A 14,550-nucleotide genomic window follows, 5' to 3' on the forward strand; every position below is an offset into this window, starting at 1 on the left:
TCTCCGGCGGGCCCCCGCGACGCGAGATCCGGTGTCAGTCAGGTACTCCACAATGGAGGGCGTACCTGAGGAGGGCACATGGCCGTATGGGACGACCTGATCGGACAGGCGCGGGTCGAGGAGCAGCTCGCCGCCGCCGCGCGGGACGCCGACGCGTTCGTGACCGCCCATGCCGCCGGGGAGCCGGCCCCCGAGGCGTCCAAGATGACGCACGCCTGGCTGTTCACCGGCCCTCCGGGGTCAGGCCGGGCGACCGCGGCGCGCGCGTTCGCCGCCGCGCTGCAGTGCGTGAGCCCCGACCGGGCGCTGGGCGGGGCCCCGGGATGCGGGTTCTGCGACGGCTGCCACACCGCCCTCGTGGGGACCCACGCCGACGTGGAGGTCGTCCGCACGGACCTGCTCTCCATCGGCGTGAAGGAGACCCGCGAGCTCGTCCGGCGCGCCCAGCTCTCGCCGGCGGGCGGCCGCTGGCAGGTGATCGTCCTTGAGGACGCCGACCGCCTCACCGAGGGCGCGGGCAACGTGCTCCTGAAGGCGGTCGAGGAGCCCGCGCCGCGCACGGTCTGGCTGCTCTGCGCGCCGTCCCTGGAGGACGTGCTGCCCACGATCCGCTCCCGCTGCCGCCACCTGACCCTGCGTACGCCGTCGGTCGAGGCGGTCGCCGACATGCTCGTACGCCGAGACGGCGTCGAACCGGCCGCCGCGCAGGCCGCCGCCCGCGCCACCCAGGGGCACATCGACCACGCCCGTCGGCTCGCGACCGACGAACGCGCTCGGGCCCGGCGCGCCGTGGTGCTCAAGCTGCCCATGCGGGTCGGTGACATCGGCGGCTGTCTGAAGGCCGCACAGGAGCTGGTCGACGCGGCGGGCGAGGACGCCAAGCAGGTCGCCGAGGAGGTCGACGTCAAGGAGACCGAGGAGCTGAAGGCCGCCCTCGGGGGCGGGCAGGGCGGGCGGATGCCGCGCGGTACGGCCGGTGCGATGAAGGAGCTGGAGGAGCGGCAGAAGCGGCGGAAGACCCGTACGCAGCGCGACAGCCTGGATCTCGCCCTCACCGACCTGACCGGCTTCTACCGCGACGTGCTGACGCTGCAGCTGCGGGCCGCTTCGGAGCTGGCCAACGAGGACGTACGCGACGCGGTGGAGAGGATCGCCCGGGAGACCACCCCCGAGCGGACCCTGCGCCGGATCGAGGCGGTGCTCGCCTGCCGCGAGGCCCTGGACCGGAACGTGGCCCCGCTGCTCGCGGTGGAGGCGATGACGATGGCCCTGCGCGACTGATGTCCCGGCAGGTGGGGCGCCGATTGGACACACTCCGTACCTGTTTGGATACGCTCGTGTGATGGACTCCAGGCGTTTGCTCCGTACGTCCGCCACCGCCCTGGCGGCGGCCGGGCTGATCCTCTCCGGCTGCACGGGCGGGAGCGACGCGGCCGCGCCCGGGTCGTCGCCCGCGGCCACGGCATCGACCGCCGGCCTGGAGGACTTCTACGCGCAGAAGCCGGTGTGGCGCGACTGCGGCATGCCGAAGTTCGAGTGCGCCACCTTCCGTGCCCCGCTCGACTACGCGAAGCCGGAGGGCGAGGAGATCCAGCTCGCGGTCTCCCGGGTCAGGGCCAGCGGTCCCGGCAAGCGCCTCGGGTCGCTGCTGGTCAACCCCGGCGGGCCGGGCGGTTCCGCCGTCGGCTACCTCCAGGGGTACGCGGGCATCGGTTACCCCGCCCCCGTCCGTGCCCGCTACGACATGGTGGCCGTCGACCCGCGAGGCGTGGCCCGCAGCGAACCCGTCGAGTGTCTGACGGGCCCGCGGATGGACGCGTACACGCAGGTCGACCCGACGCCGGACGACCCGCGGGAGACGGCCGCGCTCGCGGCCTCCTTCAAGGAGTTCGCGGCGAGCTGCGAGCAGCGCTCCGGGAAGGTCCTGCCGCATGTCTCCACGGTGGAGGCGGCCCGTGACATGGACATCGTGAGGGCGGTGCTCGGCGACCGGAAGCTGCACTACGTGGGCGCCTCCTACGGCACTTTCCTCGGTGCCACCTACGCCGAACTGTTCCCGGGGCGCACCGGCCGACTGGTCCTGGACGGGGCGATGGACCCGTCGCTGCCGGCAAGCGAGCTCAACCGCGACCAGACCGCCGGCTTCGAGACCGCCTTCCGGTCCTTCGCCGCGGACTGCGTCGAGAAGCGGGACTGCCCGCTCGGTACGGAGTCGGTCGCCGCCGCCGGTGACAGGCTGAAGGCCTTCTTCCGCGAGGTCGACGCCAAGCCCCTGCCGACCGGCGAGAGTCGACGACTGGGCGAGTCGCTGGCCACGACGGGGGTGATCGCCGCGATGTACGACGAGGCGGCCTGGCCGCAGCTGCGCGAGGCGCTGACGCGGGCCATCGGCGGCGAGGGGTCGGGCCTGCTCGCCCTGGCCGACAGCTACTACGAGCGCGACGCGAACGGCTCGTACTCGAACCTGATGTCCGCCAACGCCGCCGTGAACTGCCTGGACCTCCCGGCCTCCTTCACCGGCCCCGCCGAGGTGGAGAAGGCGGTGCCGTCCTTCGAGAAGGCGTCCCCCGTCTTCGGCACCGGCCTCGCCTGGGCCTCCCTGAACTGCACCTACTGGCCCACCCCCGCGACGGGCCGCCCCCACCGCGTCACGGCCCCCGGCGCCGCCCCGATCGTCGTCGTCGGCACCACCCGCGACCCGGCCACCCCCTACAAGTGGGCCCGCTCCCTCGCCGACCAGCTCTCCTCCGGAACCCTGCTGACCTACGAGGGCGACGGCCACACGGCGTACGGCCGCGGCAGTGACTGCGTGGACACCGCGATCAACGCCTACCTCCTGGAAGGCACGGTCCCCCAGGACGGAAAGCGCTGCTCATAGGGGTGGTCGGAGCACCCCCGGAAACTGTGTAGACTTGGCGAGGCCGCTGCGCCCAACATGGGAACGCACGGCATGCCGCCTTAGCTCAGTTGGCCAGAGCAACGCACTCGTAATGCGTAGGTCTCGGGTTCGAATCCCGAAGGCGGCTCCATGAAAGTCCCAGGCCAGATGTATCTGACCTGGGACTTTGTGGTTTAGGCGGCATTGCTCACGAGGCGGCGGCAGGGATGCCAGTTATCACCGGTCTCAGTTTTGGTCTCAGTAGACCCCGTGGTTCGGTTTGGACGATGCCGCTAGGCGTTGCCCCACGCTTCAAAGAACCTCTTCCGGTCATCCTCTGTGGCCCTTGACCGGTGCTGGGATACGAGGACGTGCCAGGCGGAAACTTCGGCGTCACGCATCCAGAGCTTGCCGAGGTACCGACTAGCTGAACCGATCTCGATGTCTCCTACGGCTCCGCCGATCACGTCGGCGACTGCGTCACGCTGCTGGTCGTCGAGTTCTCCTAGGAAGCTGAGAACGCGGCTAGCGATACCCCCCTCGTTGCCGTTGACCAAGCGGCTGAAGAACGGGCCTCCTGCATTGGCGGGGTCGACATAGAGAGTGGCGAGGCCACCTGCCTCCCGCAGTTCATCCCAGAAGTCACTCCCTTCGGGCGTGCCGGGCAGCGGCAGAAGGGCGAAGAGGTCCGCCAGGTGACCGTTGGCAGCCTGGTTGTAGGAGGCGTCGCACGCCGCCGCAGCAGCGATCTCGGCGACGCGCTCGGTGTTCAGCTCCGCATCCTTCGGCCAGTCCAGTGGAGTGTTGAGCTGCTTGCGGAGGTACTGTGCCAGCTCGTCATCCGCATCGAAGTAGCGCCGAACGATCATAAGTCCCCCAGATTGCTGATGGCTTGGTGCATGGAGACGATCTTTTCCACGGTAGGTGGGCTTCAACCTACGAGGGTGGCTCCACGAAGACTCAGATAAATGGCACCGGCCTACGGGTCGGTGACTAGCGGATCCGACGCCGAAGCCGGGAGCGCGTTGTGCGGCTGTCGGAGTTCTCGATCCGTTCTTGAGTCGGCTCCTGCGGGCGCGGTAGGAGCTGGGGGAGAAACGCGTTTCCCATGCGCTTCATGGCGTCCCGGGACTGCTCGGACCGCCCCTTCACGTACCGCCGCGTCTGGGTGACTTGGGTGTGCCGCAGGATCTCCATGATGGTGACCAGGGGCACCCCCAGCTCGTTCAGGATCGTCCCGGCGGTGTGGCGGCTCCCGTCGTACAGGCGGCGATCGTCGATCCCTGCCTCGGCAAGGAGCTCCTTGAACTCCTCCCAGTCCTGCCGGGGGTCGAGCGGCCGGCCGTCCGGACGCGCGAACACAACGCCGTGGTCCTGCCACAGGTTGCCTGCTGCGGCCCGCTCCTCCTCCTGGAGCGCCCGGAGATCCTTCAGCGGCGGGATGAACGGTGGCGGGATGGGCACCGGGTTCTGGCTCTTCTTGGTCTTCGGGCGGGTGAAGACCAAACCGCCGCCCTTCCGCTCGGGGCAGGCGCTCGCATGTCTTGTGCAGCCCTTCTCGCAGGGCTCCGGGCAACCACGCTTGTACCCCTGGTGGACGGTGCAGACCGGCGGGCACTTCTCGAACCGGTGCAACCGCTCCCCACAGGCATGCGGGGCGGCGCAGCCGTGCCTCCAGGTGAGCCGCTGGAGCTGCCAGCGCGGGTGGAACAGCTCCGCGTCCAGGTCGACGTACTTCCAGCGCATGCCGAGCGTCTCACCCTGCCGGAACCCCATCCCGACGCCGACCAGCCAGCGCATGAACGTGGGCCGCTTGGCCGCCGCCTCCAGAAAGGCTCGCGCCTCCTCCTGCGTGAACGGGTTCGCCTCGGTCTCGTCCACGGTCGGCGGATCGACCAGTGTCGCGACGTTCTCAACGATGATCCGGCGGCGGTGCGCGATCTTCAGCGCCCGCGACAGGATGCGATGAACCTTGAGCACGTGGGAGGGGGCGTGCCCCTCCTCCAGCATCGCCGCGTACATCGTCTCCAGGTGCTCCGGCTCCAACTTGTTCAGCCGGTGCTGACCGATCCCCGGGATGATGTCGTTGCGGGTCTTGGACCAGTAGTCGTCCAACGACCGAGGCTTGAGCTTCAGGCTCGCGATCGTCGTCAGGTACGTCTCCATCCACTGCTGCACGGTTGGCACCCGGCCCGCCTTCGGCGCCCGCTGCTCGTCACGCAGCTTCTCCAGCGCACGGACCTTACGGGCCACTTCGGCCTCGGTCTTGCCCGTCCGGTGGCGGCGGTCCGGGCTTCCGTCGGGCTTCACACCCATGGTCACGCGGCCGTGCCATCGGCCGTCGGTACCCAGGTAGATAGACGATTCCATGTTGGGCTTGCGGGGGCTCATCGCTTCCTCTCATGAGTGAGGCGGCCCCGGCGGAGGGCCGGGGCCGCCTCAAGTGGTTCGGAGGTTCAGGCGGTCTGCTGGGGGAGTGCGGCGGCGAACGCGTCCAGGTCGGTCCGCCGGACGCGGCGGGCGCGGCCGACCTTCACGTACGGCAGGGCGCCGGCGGCCATCAGCTCGTAGATGGTCGAGCGGCCGAGGGAGAGGTAGTCGGCGGCGTCCTTGACGGTGAACAACGCGCGACTGACGGTGGGCTTCACTGCGGTAGTCACCTCGAGCTCCTTCTGGGAACCCGTGGCTCTGCCCGGAGTTGGCAGTAGCCACGACGATGCGGGCGGACGGCGTCTGTCCGAGGTGGGGATTTCTGCGTCATTGCGTCATCAGCGTCACTCAGGGGTGCTGACCTGCGGGTTTGGGTGACGCGGTGGGTTGCGGGCTGTGTCACGGGTGACGGAGCCGTCCGTCATGTGGTGACACAGGTGACGAAGGGTGACGCAGAGATTCGGGTTCTGCGTCACCCTTGTTGGTGCAGGTCGGGAGCGGTTTTCGGGGCCGTGGTGACGCAGGTGACGCAGCGTCTTCCTACTTAGGAAAAAGAGGGGCCTGTGTCTGTTGTTGTGCGCGACTTCAGGCGTGAATGGGGAGCCGCAGATCGGCACGCCCTTTGGGCGGCGGCAAGCCGCCGAAGAGCAAGAGGAGCACCGCCCCGCCGGGGCGCGGGGTGCTCCTCTTGCTTGTGCGGCCGGGCCTAGGTGGCGCGGGGGGCTAGAAGACTTGGCCCTGCTCGTCCTGCGAGGGCTTGGGCCGGGCCATCTCGATGTAGCGGGCGGCGCGGGTGCGGCCCCAGTCGACGAGGACGCCGCGGGCGGCGAGGACGGGCTGGAGGCGCTTGAGACGGTCGGAGAGGACCTTGCCGGTGGTGGGCCACCCCTTGGGGAGAGGCCGGAACTCTCCCTCGCCGGTGTAGAGCTGGGTGAGGCCGTGCAGCCACTCCGCCGATGTCATACGGACCTCGGTGCCCGGCTCGATGTCGGCGGCGTGCTTGAGGACGGTCTGGGCGAGCAGGTCGCCCTCGATGACGTCGTCGTTGAGGTCGTCCAGGCTGGCCCGGTAGGCGTCCAGGGCGCCGAAGTTCCGGGCGGTGTCGAGCTGGGCGCACAGGTGGGCGAAGTCGGCCATCCGCAGGTCGGTGGGGATGTCGGCCTCGGCGGCGCGGACCTCGACGGCCAGGTCGAGGACGGAGCCGAGGATCACGGGGAGAACCTGGGTGAACTCGGCCCACAGCTCCGCCTCGGTCCGCCGCACCTTCGGCCGTTCCAGCCGGAGGGGCAGGAGGCGTTCGGCGAGGTCGGGGCGGATGACGCCGACGTCAATGCCGGTCAGCAGCATCGGCCGGCGGTAGCGGGAGCGGACGACGTCGCCGTCGGTGAACAGGGCCCGCTTGATGTTCTCCGCGCCGGTGACGATGCAGCACATAAGGTCGGACAGGTCCGGGCCGAGGTGGGAGAGGTTGTCCAGGCCGGTGACCCATCCGGCCGCGACGGCCGTGATCAGGTTCTCCTCGTCCTTCGGGGCGCGCCGCAGGTCGCCGCTCATGCCCTCGATGATCCGCACGAGCATTTTCCCGGCGGTGGACTTGCCCGCGCCCTGCGGACCGGTGAGGAACGGGGCGGGGACCGGGACGTCCGGGCCGAGGCAGCCGATCAGCCAGGCCAAGGCCAGGGACTCGGCGCGGGCGTCGGAGAAGTTGCACAGCCGCATGAGCAGGTCGATGCCCTTGCCGTCGGTGTCCTTGACCGGCAGCGGGAGTTCGCCGGTGAGCTGGGTGCGGCGCCAGCAGACCTCGCGCGGGTCGGGGGTGGTGATGTCCCAGCCGGTGGGGTGGATGCGGACGGACTGGCCGTCGTCGCGGCCCAGGTCCAGCCAGGTCGCGCCGTCGAAGCCGGGAGCGACGCGGATGTGGACGGGTTGGACGTCCTCGGTGAGCGCGAATGCTTCGATCAAGTCGAGTGCCTCCTTCAAGGCGGTTCCGTTGAAGACGCCGAGCCCGTCGCGGAACAGGCCGACCATGAGTTCCTGGCGGTGGCTGCCGGTGGTGCCCTGGGAGCGGATCGGGCGGGCGACGGGGTGCCCGTTGCGCTGGGCATAGACAGTGCCGTCGACGGTGCGGAAGTACCGGAAGTTCGCCTGCGCGTAGTCGGTGATGACCTCGCGGGCCGGGTTCTTCTCCTCCTCGGACACGGTCACATCCCCAGAGCCGTGCGGGCGTTGGCCCAGGCGTCCGTGCAGTGCCGCGGGGTCTCCCCCTTGGACTGCGCGGCGGTGAACAGGCGGCCGATGTGGGCCTCGGTGAGGCAGCCGCACCGGCCGTGGGCGGACAGCACCGCCAGGAACGTCCGGTACACCGTGGCGTGCACCGCACTGGCCGCGTCGGTGATGCGCTGCTCCGCCATGGCGATGCCACGTTCCAGGAAGACTGGGGAGCGGTGAGGGCACTGCCCGCCACCGGCCGGAGCGGACACGGTGCGACGCACGCGGCGGACGGCAGCAGGCGCCTTGACGACCAGGGCACGGACGGCTGGCGGCAGTTCCGTGATGGTGCCGGTTCCGCGGCCGAGCCAGCGGGCGTAGGACATGGACGACTTGACGTCCACGCCCGGCCTCACGCCGTTGGCGGACTGCATGGCGCCCCGGTAGATCCAGTGCTCCCCGCGCGTCGTCGCCACGGTCGTGGTCGCCGGCAGGTTCTCACGAGCCCAGGCGATCGCGTCAGCGTCGTCCAGGTCGAGGACCGTCACCCCGGCGCCTCCGGGGTGGTAGGCGACGGCCCCGGCACGGTGCCAGGCGGCCGTCCACGGGTCGGAGGACAGCACGGCGGGGTCGGTGGTGGCGGCGGCCCATCCGTGGCAGGGACGCGGGCACTGGCACGGTCCGGGGGTCTTCATGTTCGGCCGTCCGCCGCAGCGGTTGTCGCGGCAGTCGGGGCAGTTGCCGAACGGCCGCTTGTCGGCGCTCAGCGGAAGGACTGGCAGACCGTTGGCGGCGAGGGTGAGCGCGCTGTCTCGCCGGATCAGTACGGGATGGGTCATGCTGGGTGTCTCCAGTTCTCTTACTCAGTACTGGACATGAGGGCGGCCCCAGACTTTGGCGAGACGGGGGCCGCCCTCGGTGCTGCTACAGGTTGCTGATCGCGGTGATCAGGTCGGTGGTGAGCTGGTTGATGGGGCCGGCGGCCCCAGTCGCGGCGAGGAAGAAGCCGAACCCGGCGGCGGTGAACGCGGAGCCGTAGCCGAGCTCTTTGGAGCGCAGGAGGAAGAACAGGACGAGTCCGAAGACGGCGACGAGCGAGACCGTGACGGCCATGGCGGGGTGTCTCCCGGAACGGTGGGCAGGCCCCAGATCCGGGGCTCCGAGGGGTCCCGGCAGGGGGCGCAAAGGCCCCCTCTACCGGCCTTACCTTGCAGGTCAGAGGCCCTTACCTGCCCCTTGACCGGGGTAAAGGGCCCCCTCTACTTGGCCGACCCCTGAGCGATGGGCGGAGGGGCGGCGGTGGGGGTGGTGATCGTGGGGTGGGGTAGAGGGGACCCCCTCTACCAGTCCATGGAGCGGTAGAAGGGCAACCACTACCTGCCGGCCGAGAGCAGGATTTCGGCGGGGACGGCGGCCTCGATGTCGCGGCGCTGGTAGCCCGCACCGTTGGAGCCGCTGATCTTGACTTGCTTGCTGGTGCGCTTCACCCCGGCGGCCTCCAGCTCGGAGGCGAGCTGTTCGGCGTTGAAGTCGCCGTAGGTGTCCTCGTCGATGTTCACGAGACCTGCGATGAGGTCGATGGTGAACATGCGCGGGGAGTGCCGCATCACTTCGAGGACGTCGGAGACGATCGCGGGCACGGTGATGCCGGCCGCGTCGGCTGCCGCGGTGACATCCCCGGCCGCCTCGCCGGTGAGCTGCCCCGCCTGCTCGCGCAGGGTGCGGCCCTTGCGGCACAGGGACGCGAACGTGGGCCCGTCGAGGTAGTCGGCCCTCACCGTCACGTACGAGGCCGGTCCTGTGACGAGCACGCCGACGCCCTTGTGCTCCTCGGAGAGGACCGAGGCGTCGGCGCCCTGGGCGGCCTTCCCCTTGCCCAACACCATGTCGCTGGAGGCGCGGTCCACGACCTGGGTCGAGTACCGGATGGTGATGATCTCCCGCAGCTTGGTCGGCACGGAGTCCGCATCCGGGCGCTGGGAGGCGTAGTTGGAGATGAACCCGGCAGCCGGTCCCCGGCGGGCGATCCGGCACAGGTCGTTGATGACCTGCTCGCGGTCCTCCCGCTCCATGGCGGTGAAGTACTCCTGCAGCTCGTCGATGGTCAGGAAGATGACCGGCAGGTTGTACTTGACCATGATGTCCGGCGTCAGCTTGCCCTCCGGGCACACCGACGTCGGCAGGTCGCGGAGCAGGGCGAAGCGCCGTTCCATCTCGGTGAGGAGTTCAGCGAGCATCGCCTTCAGCGCCTCGATCGCGTCGTCCTCGGCGCCCATGACGAGCCGGTGGGCGACCGCCTTCATGGGCATCCAGTCGGCGCCGCCCTTGCCGTCGGCGACGTAGTGCCGCACGTACGCATCGAGCAGGCCGGCCGCCGTCAGCAGCCGCTGAGTGAACGTCTTGCCGCGACGGGGCAGGCCGCCGAAGAACATCGACTGCCACATGACCGGCACGTTGATCCGGGTTCCCCGGGCGTCCTGCCCGAACGGCACCGGCTCCCAGATCGAGAACCGCTCGGCCTTCTCCAGCGGCGAGGGGTTCGGCGTGCCCAGGTAGGGGTCGTCGTCGGCAACCCACATGCTGACGCGGCCGGCGTTCCCTCCCTTCGCGGCACGGACGCGGGACATGATGACCTGGATCTCGTCCACGCCGAGTTCCTGCGCGATGACCTCCCGCTTCGCGAGCACGTCGGAAGCGGTCTTGCCGCCACCGCGCGGCAGGTCGAAGATCACCGACCAGCCACGGCCGTCCCGGACGGGGCCCATCGTGCACGACACGCGCGGAAGGTCCTTCTCGTCCTTGCCGCTGCCGCTTTTCAGGAGGCCGGCGGCCCGCAGCGCGTCGTTGAGCTGCTGCGCGGACATGTCCACCCGGATCGGCGGGGCGGCCTGGTCGAGCAGCCGGGTCTCCTCCCCGCGCCCGAGGTGGGCGAGCGGGATGGTGACGGCGGCGGCGACACCGGCCTGAAGCAGCGGGTCGGCGAGCATGACGCCGGTCGCAGCGGCGGCGACACCGGCGGCGGCGACACCGAAGCGCCACTTGCGGGAGCGGGTCCGCTCGGCGTAGGCGGCCTGGTGACGGGCCGCCAGGTCGATGTCCTCGGGGCGGAGCTTGGACTGTGCACGCAGGGCCTTGACGGTGGCGGACTGCTCCTCCGCGGACATCCACGGCCACACGCCTGCCAGTGCGCGGTAGAAGCCGCGGGCGGCGAGCAGCACGGTCTTGAACAGGTACTTCGGGGTGCGCACCGCGTGGTAGCGGGTGTGCCACCACGAAAGGCGGCCGAGCGCGGTGACGTTCTCGCGGATCGATGTCCACGAGCGGGCCCACACCGGCAGGACGGGGGTGTCGGGCACGGTCAGCCAGTCCGCCAGCGGGTTGCCGGGCAGGTCGACCACGTCCACGCCGGCGCCGTCCCCGGCCTCCGTGTCGGCGGGCGGGTTGGGCTTGGTCAGGTCTATGGGCGCCGGTTCGGTACGGGCGGCGCGGTGCTCGTCGAGACTGACCACGGTCGCCTCGGGCAGGGGCTCGGTCATGATGGATGTCTCCTGCTGCTCGTGAGGGTGGTGGGCAGGGCCCGGGGCGGTCGGGATGCTTGGCGGCTGTCGGCCGCCCCGGGGCATCGCTACTTGCGGCTGTGCTTGGCGTTCTTCTCGGCGCGCTTGCGGGCGCCGTCGATGATCCGGTCGACCTTGCGCTCCAGGTCGCCCTGGTAGACCGTCTCGCTCGCGATCGAGCGCTTTGCCATACGGGCGACGTTCCACGCGATCCGGGCGTGCTCACCGGCGGTGAGCTTGGGGTGGTTCGGGTCCTGCTCGTTCTTCTCGCTGACCACGACGGGCCCCCTCTCCGGGGCCGGGGCTGTCCCGACTCCCCTCACCACCCGCACACGTGTCGGGCGGATCGGGCAGCCGTCAGCGGCGGCGCTTGCGGGGCCTGGCCAGGGTCTTGGCAGCGGCCTTGCCGTCCGGGCTACCGACCGACTTCACGACCGTGGTGACACCCCAGGAGAGGGCGACGGCGAGGAACGCGAGAAGTGCGAGGTTGGCGGCGATCGCGGTCAGCGCCCCCACGAGAAGGGGGCCGAAGTAGACACCGGCGGCCACCGCGCCGGCACCCATGCCGGAGCCGAGCGCGACCCTCTGCACCGTCCGGTCAGGCGGCGCCTGGTGGATGTGCTGATGCACGACCTGCGGGGCGGTGGGCTGGTGGATGGTGGGCAGGTGGTCGGTGTAGGCGTGGGTGCCGTCCGGGAGCTGCACCACGGGTGGGGGCTCGGGGAGGTTGTTCATGTGGTTCACGTCCTTTCGTGGCTGCTCAGGCAGCGAGGGAGGGCGTGCCGATGGAGGGTTCGGTGCGGGCGGTCAGCGCGTGGAGGGCGGCTTGGGCCTGTTGGGGTACGACGCCGTTGCCGAGGGCTTTGAGTTGGGCGTTGCGGTCGAGGCCGGGAACGGCGGTGACGTGGCCGGCGGGGAGCCCCATGAGCCATTCGACAAACGGCGGGTTCAGGCGATGTCGATCGTCAGTTGCCCAGGGAGCGGGTCGGCCGAGGACCGTTTCCCAGCGTTCGACGGCGGGAGTGAAGCGGCCCCAATCACGTTCACCACGACCTCGTTGAGCGGCCTGGCGTTGGTGCCGATCAGGTTGGATTCGCCGGACTTCCAGTCCCGGGCGGCTGGGGTGGGCAGCAGGCTGACCGTGGTGCGCAGGTCCATGCCCCCCTCGCCGTGCAGGCCGGGGCCGTTGGTGTCGGAGGTCCGTGGTGTCGGCAGCAGTGGCGAGGAGGAAGAGCCGGTTACGCGGGTGGGGAGCGCCGACCTCCGACGCGCGGACACAGCACCACTCCGCATCGAACCCGAGGCGGGCAAGGTCGGCGAGGACGTCGGCAAACCCAAGTCGAAGGTGGTTTGCGACGTTCTCAAAGACCGCGTAGCGGGGTCGTAGAACGCGAAGGGTGTTCGCGATGTGCGGCCAGAGGTGCCGGGCATCGGCGGTTCCTTTCATGTGTCCGGCCAGGGAGAACGGCTGGCACGGGTACCCGCCGCAGAGGATGTCGACGGGCTCCACGTCGGCCCAGTCGGTTCGGGTGAGATCGCCCAGGTTCACCACCCCGGGGTGGTGGTGGGCCAGGATGCGGGACGCTCCGGGGTCGTTGTCCGCGACCCATGCGAGCGTCCCGCCCATGACGGCCTGGACTGCCATGTCCAGGCCGCCGTATCCGGTGCACAGCGAACCGATCCGCAGCCCGCTCATGCCGCCGCTTGGCGCTCGTCCTTGAGGGTGTCGCGCAGCCACCGGCCCTTCTCCGGCGACGTACGCACCGCCCGCCGGATGCGGTCGGCGGTCAACTGCTCGACCGACCACGACTCCGTGAACTGCCGCGCCTCGGCCAGCAGTTCATCCTTCGTCCGGCGCGGCCGTACCGACTTCGCAGCGGCCGGGACCCGACCGGTCGCCCGACGGCGCGGCGCCAGCTCGGCCGCGACCGCCCGCACCACGACCCGACCGGTCGACTCGACACCGGCAGCGGGCGGGGTGGACTCTTCACCCTCGAACAGGTCGTACGAACTGTGGTCAACCGGCACGGGCTCCAGAGCCGGTACGGGCAGGTCAGAGGTAGACCGTTCCATAACGATCTGGGTGGATTCCTCCGCATTCGCGGAGTCGACCGGTCGGGTGGATCGGTCGACCTCCAGCTCCACCACCGACTCGACCGACTCGGCCATGTTCGGGGCGACAGTCGACGCACCGAACATGGCAGCCAGGGCCGCGTCGGCTCCGGCGGTGACCCGCTCGCGTTGGACGTCGAGCAGCCGATCGCCGAGCGAGAGATCCCCGGTGCCGACCTTCCGAGCGAGCTTCCAAGACTCCAGTTCCGACTTCCGCCGGACCTTCTCGTCGGGGTGCCTGGCGGCCCTGCCCTGGTGGTAGGCGAGGGCCTGCACGATCGCCGCCGCATGGGCCTCGGCCTCGGCGTCGCGGCCGTCGCGGTAGACGACGATCCGCCGGGCCAGGAACGCGGCGCCCTCCGCCGAGGCGGTCATGCCCATCGGGGTCAGTGCGTAGATGACCACCTCGCCGGGACTGGTCGCTGCGGTGGCCGACATGGCCGATGCGGCGGCGGGAAGAGCCCACAGCCCCGCCCGGATCACCTTTGGCGAGGACTGCCCGAGCATCGTCAGCCCGAGCAGCACGATCGCCAGCACGGCGGTCGCCCCCTCACCGGCCGCGACCGCACCGACCGCCGTGCCCGACCCGAACGCCGTCGAGATGTTGGAGTAGGTTCCGACACCGCCGGCCACCCCCGTGCCGACCATCGGCACGAACGCGGCACCCAGCACGATCTTCTGCGCCCTGCTCAGGGCCTTGCCGGTGGCGTTCACTCCGCCCCTCCATCCCGGTGGGCGCGGATGAGGATGTTGTGGACAGCGATGATGCCGAGAGCGGCGATGGCGCCGGCGTAGTGGATGTCCCGGCGGTCGATGACCAGCCCCAGGACCTCTACGGCGACGCACAGGAGCCCGAGGCTCCAGAAGGTGAGGCGGCTCATGCGGCATCGCCCCGCAGCGTCGTGCCAACGCGGTTGGTCAGGGCACGGCGGGCCGCCATGACCTTGTTGCGGGCCCGGCGGAAACGCCGCTCGTCCAGTACCGTGGCCGGCCGGTCGATGGTCATGATCTGCGCGTCGAGCAGGTCGACCTCCGCCAGGATCAGCGGCATCTCGCTCTCGATCGCGTCCAGCTCCGCATTCGACGGCTCACCGTCGAACGCGGTGGCCGTAACAACGGCCTGAAGTGCAGCGATGGACTTCATTGGGTCGTGCTCCCTTCGAGAAGGAACGGCCCGAACGAGGCCCCGGAGGTGCAACTTCGGGGCCTCTCGCCGTTAGAACCAGGGATCTCCGGCTCCCCTCAGCCCCGCCCGTACGAGACGGGCGGAGGAGGCAACCGGCCGCAGGCGAGCGGCTGCGGCGAGATGAGTACTGCGATGTCCCCTTCAGGTCTGCGGCTCCCGTGTCAGGTAGAGCCGCCATG

The 14,550-nt window shown here is 70.2% G+C and carries 16 protein-coding genes, 1 tRNA gene and 1 pseudogene; 3 read left to right on the forward strand and 15 right to left on the reverse strand.

The window, feature by feature from the left end; all coding sequences use genetic code 11:
- Positions 1-78 precede the first annotated feature (78 nt).
- From ACIRB4_RS22535 to ACIRB4_RS22545, 3 genes are all read left to right on the forward strand, one after another.
- Complete coding sequence (locus ACIRB4_RS22535) at positions 79-1,281, forward strand: DNA polymerase III subunit delta' (protein WP_403293754.1); 1,203 nt, start codon at positions 79-81, stop codon at positions 1,279-1,281.
- Positions 1,282-1,342: 61 nt separating this feature from the next.
- On the forward strand, positions 1,343-2,878 hold the full coding sequence (locus ACIRB4_RS22540) for an alpha/beta hydrolase (RefSeq protein WP_403293756.1): 1,536 nt from the start codon (positions 1,343-1,345) through the stop codon (positions 2,876-2,878).
- A 74-nt stretch (positions 2,879-2,952) separates the two neighbouring features.
- Positions 2,953-3,029 (forward strand) — tRNA-Thr (locus ACIRB4_RS22545).
- A 142-nt stretch (positions 3,030-3,171) separates the two neighbouring features.
- On the opposite strand, the gene ACIRB4_RS22550 is transcribed toward ACIRB4_RS22545, so the two are convergent.
- The 15 genes and pseudogenes from ACIRB4_RS22550 to ACIRB4_RS22620 all read right to left on the reverse strand — a co-directional run bounded on the left by ACIRB4_RS22550 (position 3,172) and on the right by ACIRB4_RS22620 (position 14,329).
- The gene (locus ACIRB4_RS22550) at positions 3,172-3,813 is read right to left on the reverse strand and encodes a hypothetical protein (protein WP_403293757.1); all 642 of its coding nucleotides are present in this window, start codon (positions 3,811-3,813) and stop codon (positions 3,172-3,174) included.
- Between the two features lie 58 nt (positions 3,814-3,871).
- Entirely contained in the window at positions 3,872-5,269 is a 1,398-nt protein-coding gene (locus ACIRB4_RS22555; RefSeq protein WP_403293759.1) for a tyrosine-type recombinase/integrase, read from the reverse strand.
- A gap of 65 nt (positions 5,270-5,334) precedes the next feature.
- Positions 5,335-5,538 (reverse strand): helix-turn-helix domain-containing protein, encoded by a 204-nt coding sequence (locus ACIRB4_RS22560; protein ID WP_403293761.1) that lies wholly within the window; start codon positions 5,536-5,538, stop codon positions 5,335-5,337.
- Positions 5,539-6,031: 493 nt separating this feature from the next.
- On the reverse strand, positions 6,032-7,507 hold the full coding sequence (locus ACIRB4_RS22565; protein ID WP_403293762.1) for an ATP-binding protein: 1,476 nt from the start codon (positions 7,505-7,507) through the stop codon (positions 6,032-6,034).
- 2 nt (positions 7,508-7,509) lie between these two features.
- The gene (locus ACIRB4_RS22570) at positions 7,510-8,355 is read right to left on the reverse strand and encodes a bifunctional DNA primase/polymerase (protein ID WP_403293763.1); all 846 of its coding nucleotides are present in this window, start codon (positions 8,353-8,355) and stop codon (positions 7,510-7,512) included.
- An 85-nt stretch (positions 8,356-8,440) separates the two neighbouring features.
- On the reverse strand, positions 8,441-8,629 hold the full coding sequence (locus ACIRB4_RS22575) for a hypothetical protein (RefSeq protein ID WP_403293765.1): 189 nt from the start codon (positions 8,627-8,629) through the stop codon (positions 8,441-8,443).
- A 260-nt stretch (positions 8,630-8,889) separates the two neighbouring features.
- On the reverse strand, positions 8,890-11,052 hold the full coding sequence (locus ACIRB4_RS22580; RefSeq protein WP_403293767.1) for a cell division protein FtsK: 2,163 nt from the start codon (positions 11,050-11,052) through the stop codon (positions 8,890-8,892).
- 89 nt (positions 11,053-11,141) lie between these two features.
- The gene (locus ACIRB4_RS22585; RefSeq protein ID WP_403293770.1) at positions 11,142-11,351 is read right to left on the reverse strand and encodes a DUF6257 family protein; all 210 of its coding nucleotides are present in this window, start codon (positions 11,349-11,351) and stop codon (positions 11,142-11,144) included.
- A 79-nt stretch (positions 11,352-11,430) separates the two neighbouring features.
- Entirely contained in the window at positions 11,431-11,808 is a 378-nt protein-coding gene (locus ACIRB4_RS22590) for a DUF6251 family protein (RefSeq protein ID WP_403293772.1), read from the reverse strand.
- 25 nt (positions 11,809-11,833) lie between these two features.
- Positions 11,834-11,998 (reverse strand): hypothetical protein, encoded by a 165-nt coding sequence (locus ACIRB4_RS22595; RefSeq protein ID WP_403294025.1) that lies wholly within the window; start codon positions 11,996-11,998, stop codon positions 11,834-11,836.
- A 23-nt stretch (positions 11,999-12,021) separates the two neighbouring features.
- Positions 12,022-12,231 (reverse strand): hypothetical protein, encoded by a 210-nt coding sequence (locus ACIRB4_RS22600; RefSeq protein ID WP_403294027.1) that lies wholly within the window; start codon positions 12,229-12,231, stop codon positions 12,022-12,024.
- 55 nt (positions 12,232-12,286) lie between these two features.
- Positions 12,287-12,769, reverse strand: a pseudogene (locus ACIRB4_RS22605) (DNA cytosine methyltransferase); the annotation flags it as partial.
- Positions 12,766-13,899, reverse strand: a complete 1,134-nt coding sequence (locus ACIRB4_RS22610) for a conjugal transfer protein (RefSeq protein ID WP_403293774.1) — start codon at positions 13,897-13,899, stop codon at positions 12,766-12,768. The pseudogene ACIRB4_RS22605 and the gene ACIRB4_RS22610, both read right to left, overlap by 4 nt.
- Positions 13,896-14,066: a hypothetical protein gene (locus ACIRB4_RS22615; RefSeq protein WP_403293776.1), complete on the reverse strand. Its 171-nt coding sequence runs from the start codon at positions 14,064-14,066 to the stop codon at positions 13,896-13,898. Before ACIRB4_RS22615 ends, ACIRB4_RS22610 begins: the two co-directional genes overlap by 4 nt.
- Positions 14,063-14,329, reverse strand: coding sequence for a DUF6284 family protein (locus ACIRB4_RS22620; RefSeq protein WP_403293778.1), 267 nt, complete (start codon positions 14,327-14,329; stop codon positions 14,063-14,065). The genes ACIRB4_RS22615 and ACIRB4_RS22620 overlap by 4 nt, the downstream gene beginning before the upstream one ends.
- Positions 14,330-14,550 lie beyond the last annotated feature (221 nt).

The sequence above is a fragment of the Streptomyces sp. NPDC093600 genome, from assembly GCF_044764755.1.
Classification (GTDB): domain Bacteria; phylum Actinomycetota; class Actinomycetes; order Streptomycetales; family Streptomycetaceae; genus Streptomyces.

Excerpts from the sequence above, each read along its gene's own strand:
- ACIRB4_RS22535 (WP_403293754.1), top strand. The coding sequence starts at position 79 with ATGGCCGTATGGGACGACCTGATCGGACAGGCGCGGGTCGAGGAGCAG.
- ACIRB4_RS22540 (WP_403293756.1), top strand. The coding sequence starts at position 1,343 with ATGGACTCCAGGCGTTTGCTCCGTACGTCCGCCACCGCCCTGGCGGCG.
- ACIRB4_RS22555 (WP_403293759.1), bottom strand. The coding sequence starts at position 5,269 with ATGAGCCCCCGCAAGCCCAACATGGAATCGTCTATCTACCTGGGTACC.
- ACIRB4_RS22570 (WP_403293763.1), bottom strand. The coding sequence starts at position 8,355 with ATGACCCATCCCGTACTGATCCGGCGAGACAGCGCGCTCACCCTCGCC.
- ACIRB4_RS22575 (WP_403293765.1), bottom strand. The coding sequence starts at position 8,629 with ATGGCCGTCACGGTCTCGCTCGTCGCCGTCTTCGGACTCGTCCTGTTC.
- ACIRB4_RS22580 (WP_403293767.1), bottom strand. The coding sequence starts at position 11,052 with ATGACCGAGCCCCTGCCCGAGGCGACCGTGGTCAGTCTCGACGAGCAC.
- ACIRB4_RS22590 (WP_403293772.1), bottom strand. The coding sequence starts at position 11,808 with ATGAACAACCTCCCCGAGCCCCCACCCGTGGTGCAGCTCCCGGACGGC.
- ACIRB4_RS22595 (WP_403294025.1), bottom strand. The coding sequence starts at position 11,998 with ATGGGGCTCCCCGCCGGCCACGTCACCGCCGTTCCCGGCCTCGACCGC.
- ACIRB4_RS22600 (WP_403294027.1), bottom strand. The coding sequence starts at position 12,231 with ATGGACCTGCGCACCACGGTCAGCCTGCTGCCCACCCCAGCCGCCCGG.
- ACIRB4_RS22615 (WP_403293776.1), bottom strand. The coding sequence starts at position 14,066 with ATGAGCCGCCTCACCTTCTGGAGCCTCGGGCTCCTGTGCGTCGCCGTA.
- ACIRB4_RS22620 (WP_403293778.1), bottom strand. The coding sequence starts at position 14,329 with ATGAAGTCCATCGCTGCACTTCAGGCCGTTGTTACGGCCACCGCGTTC.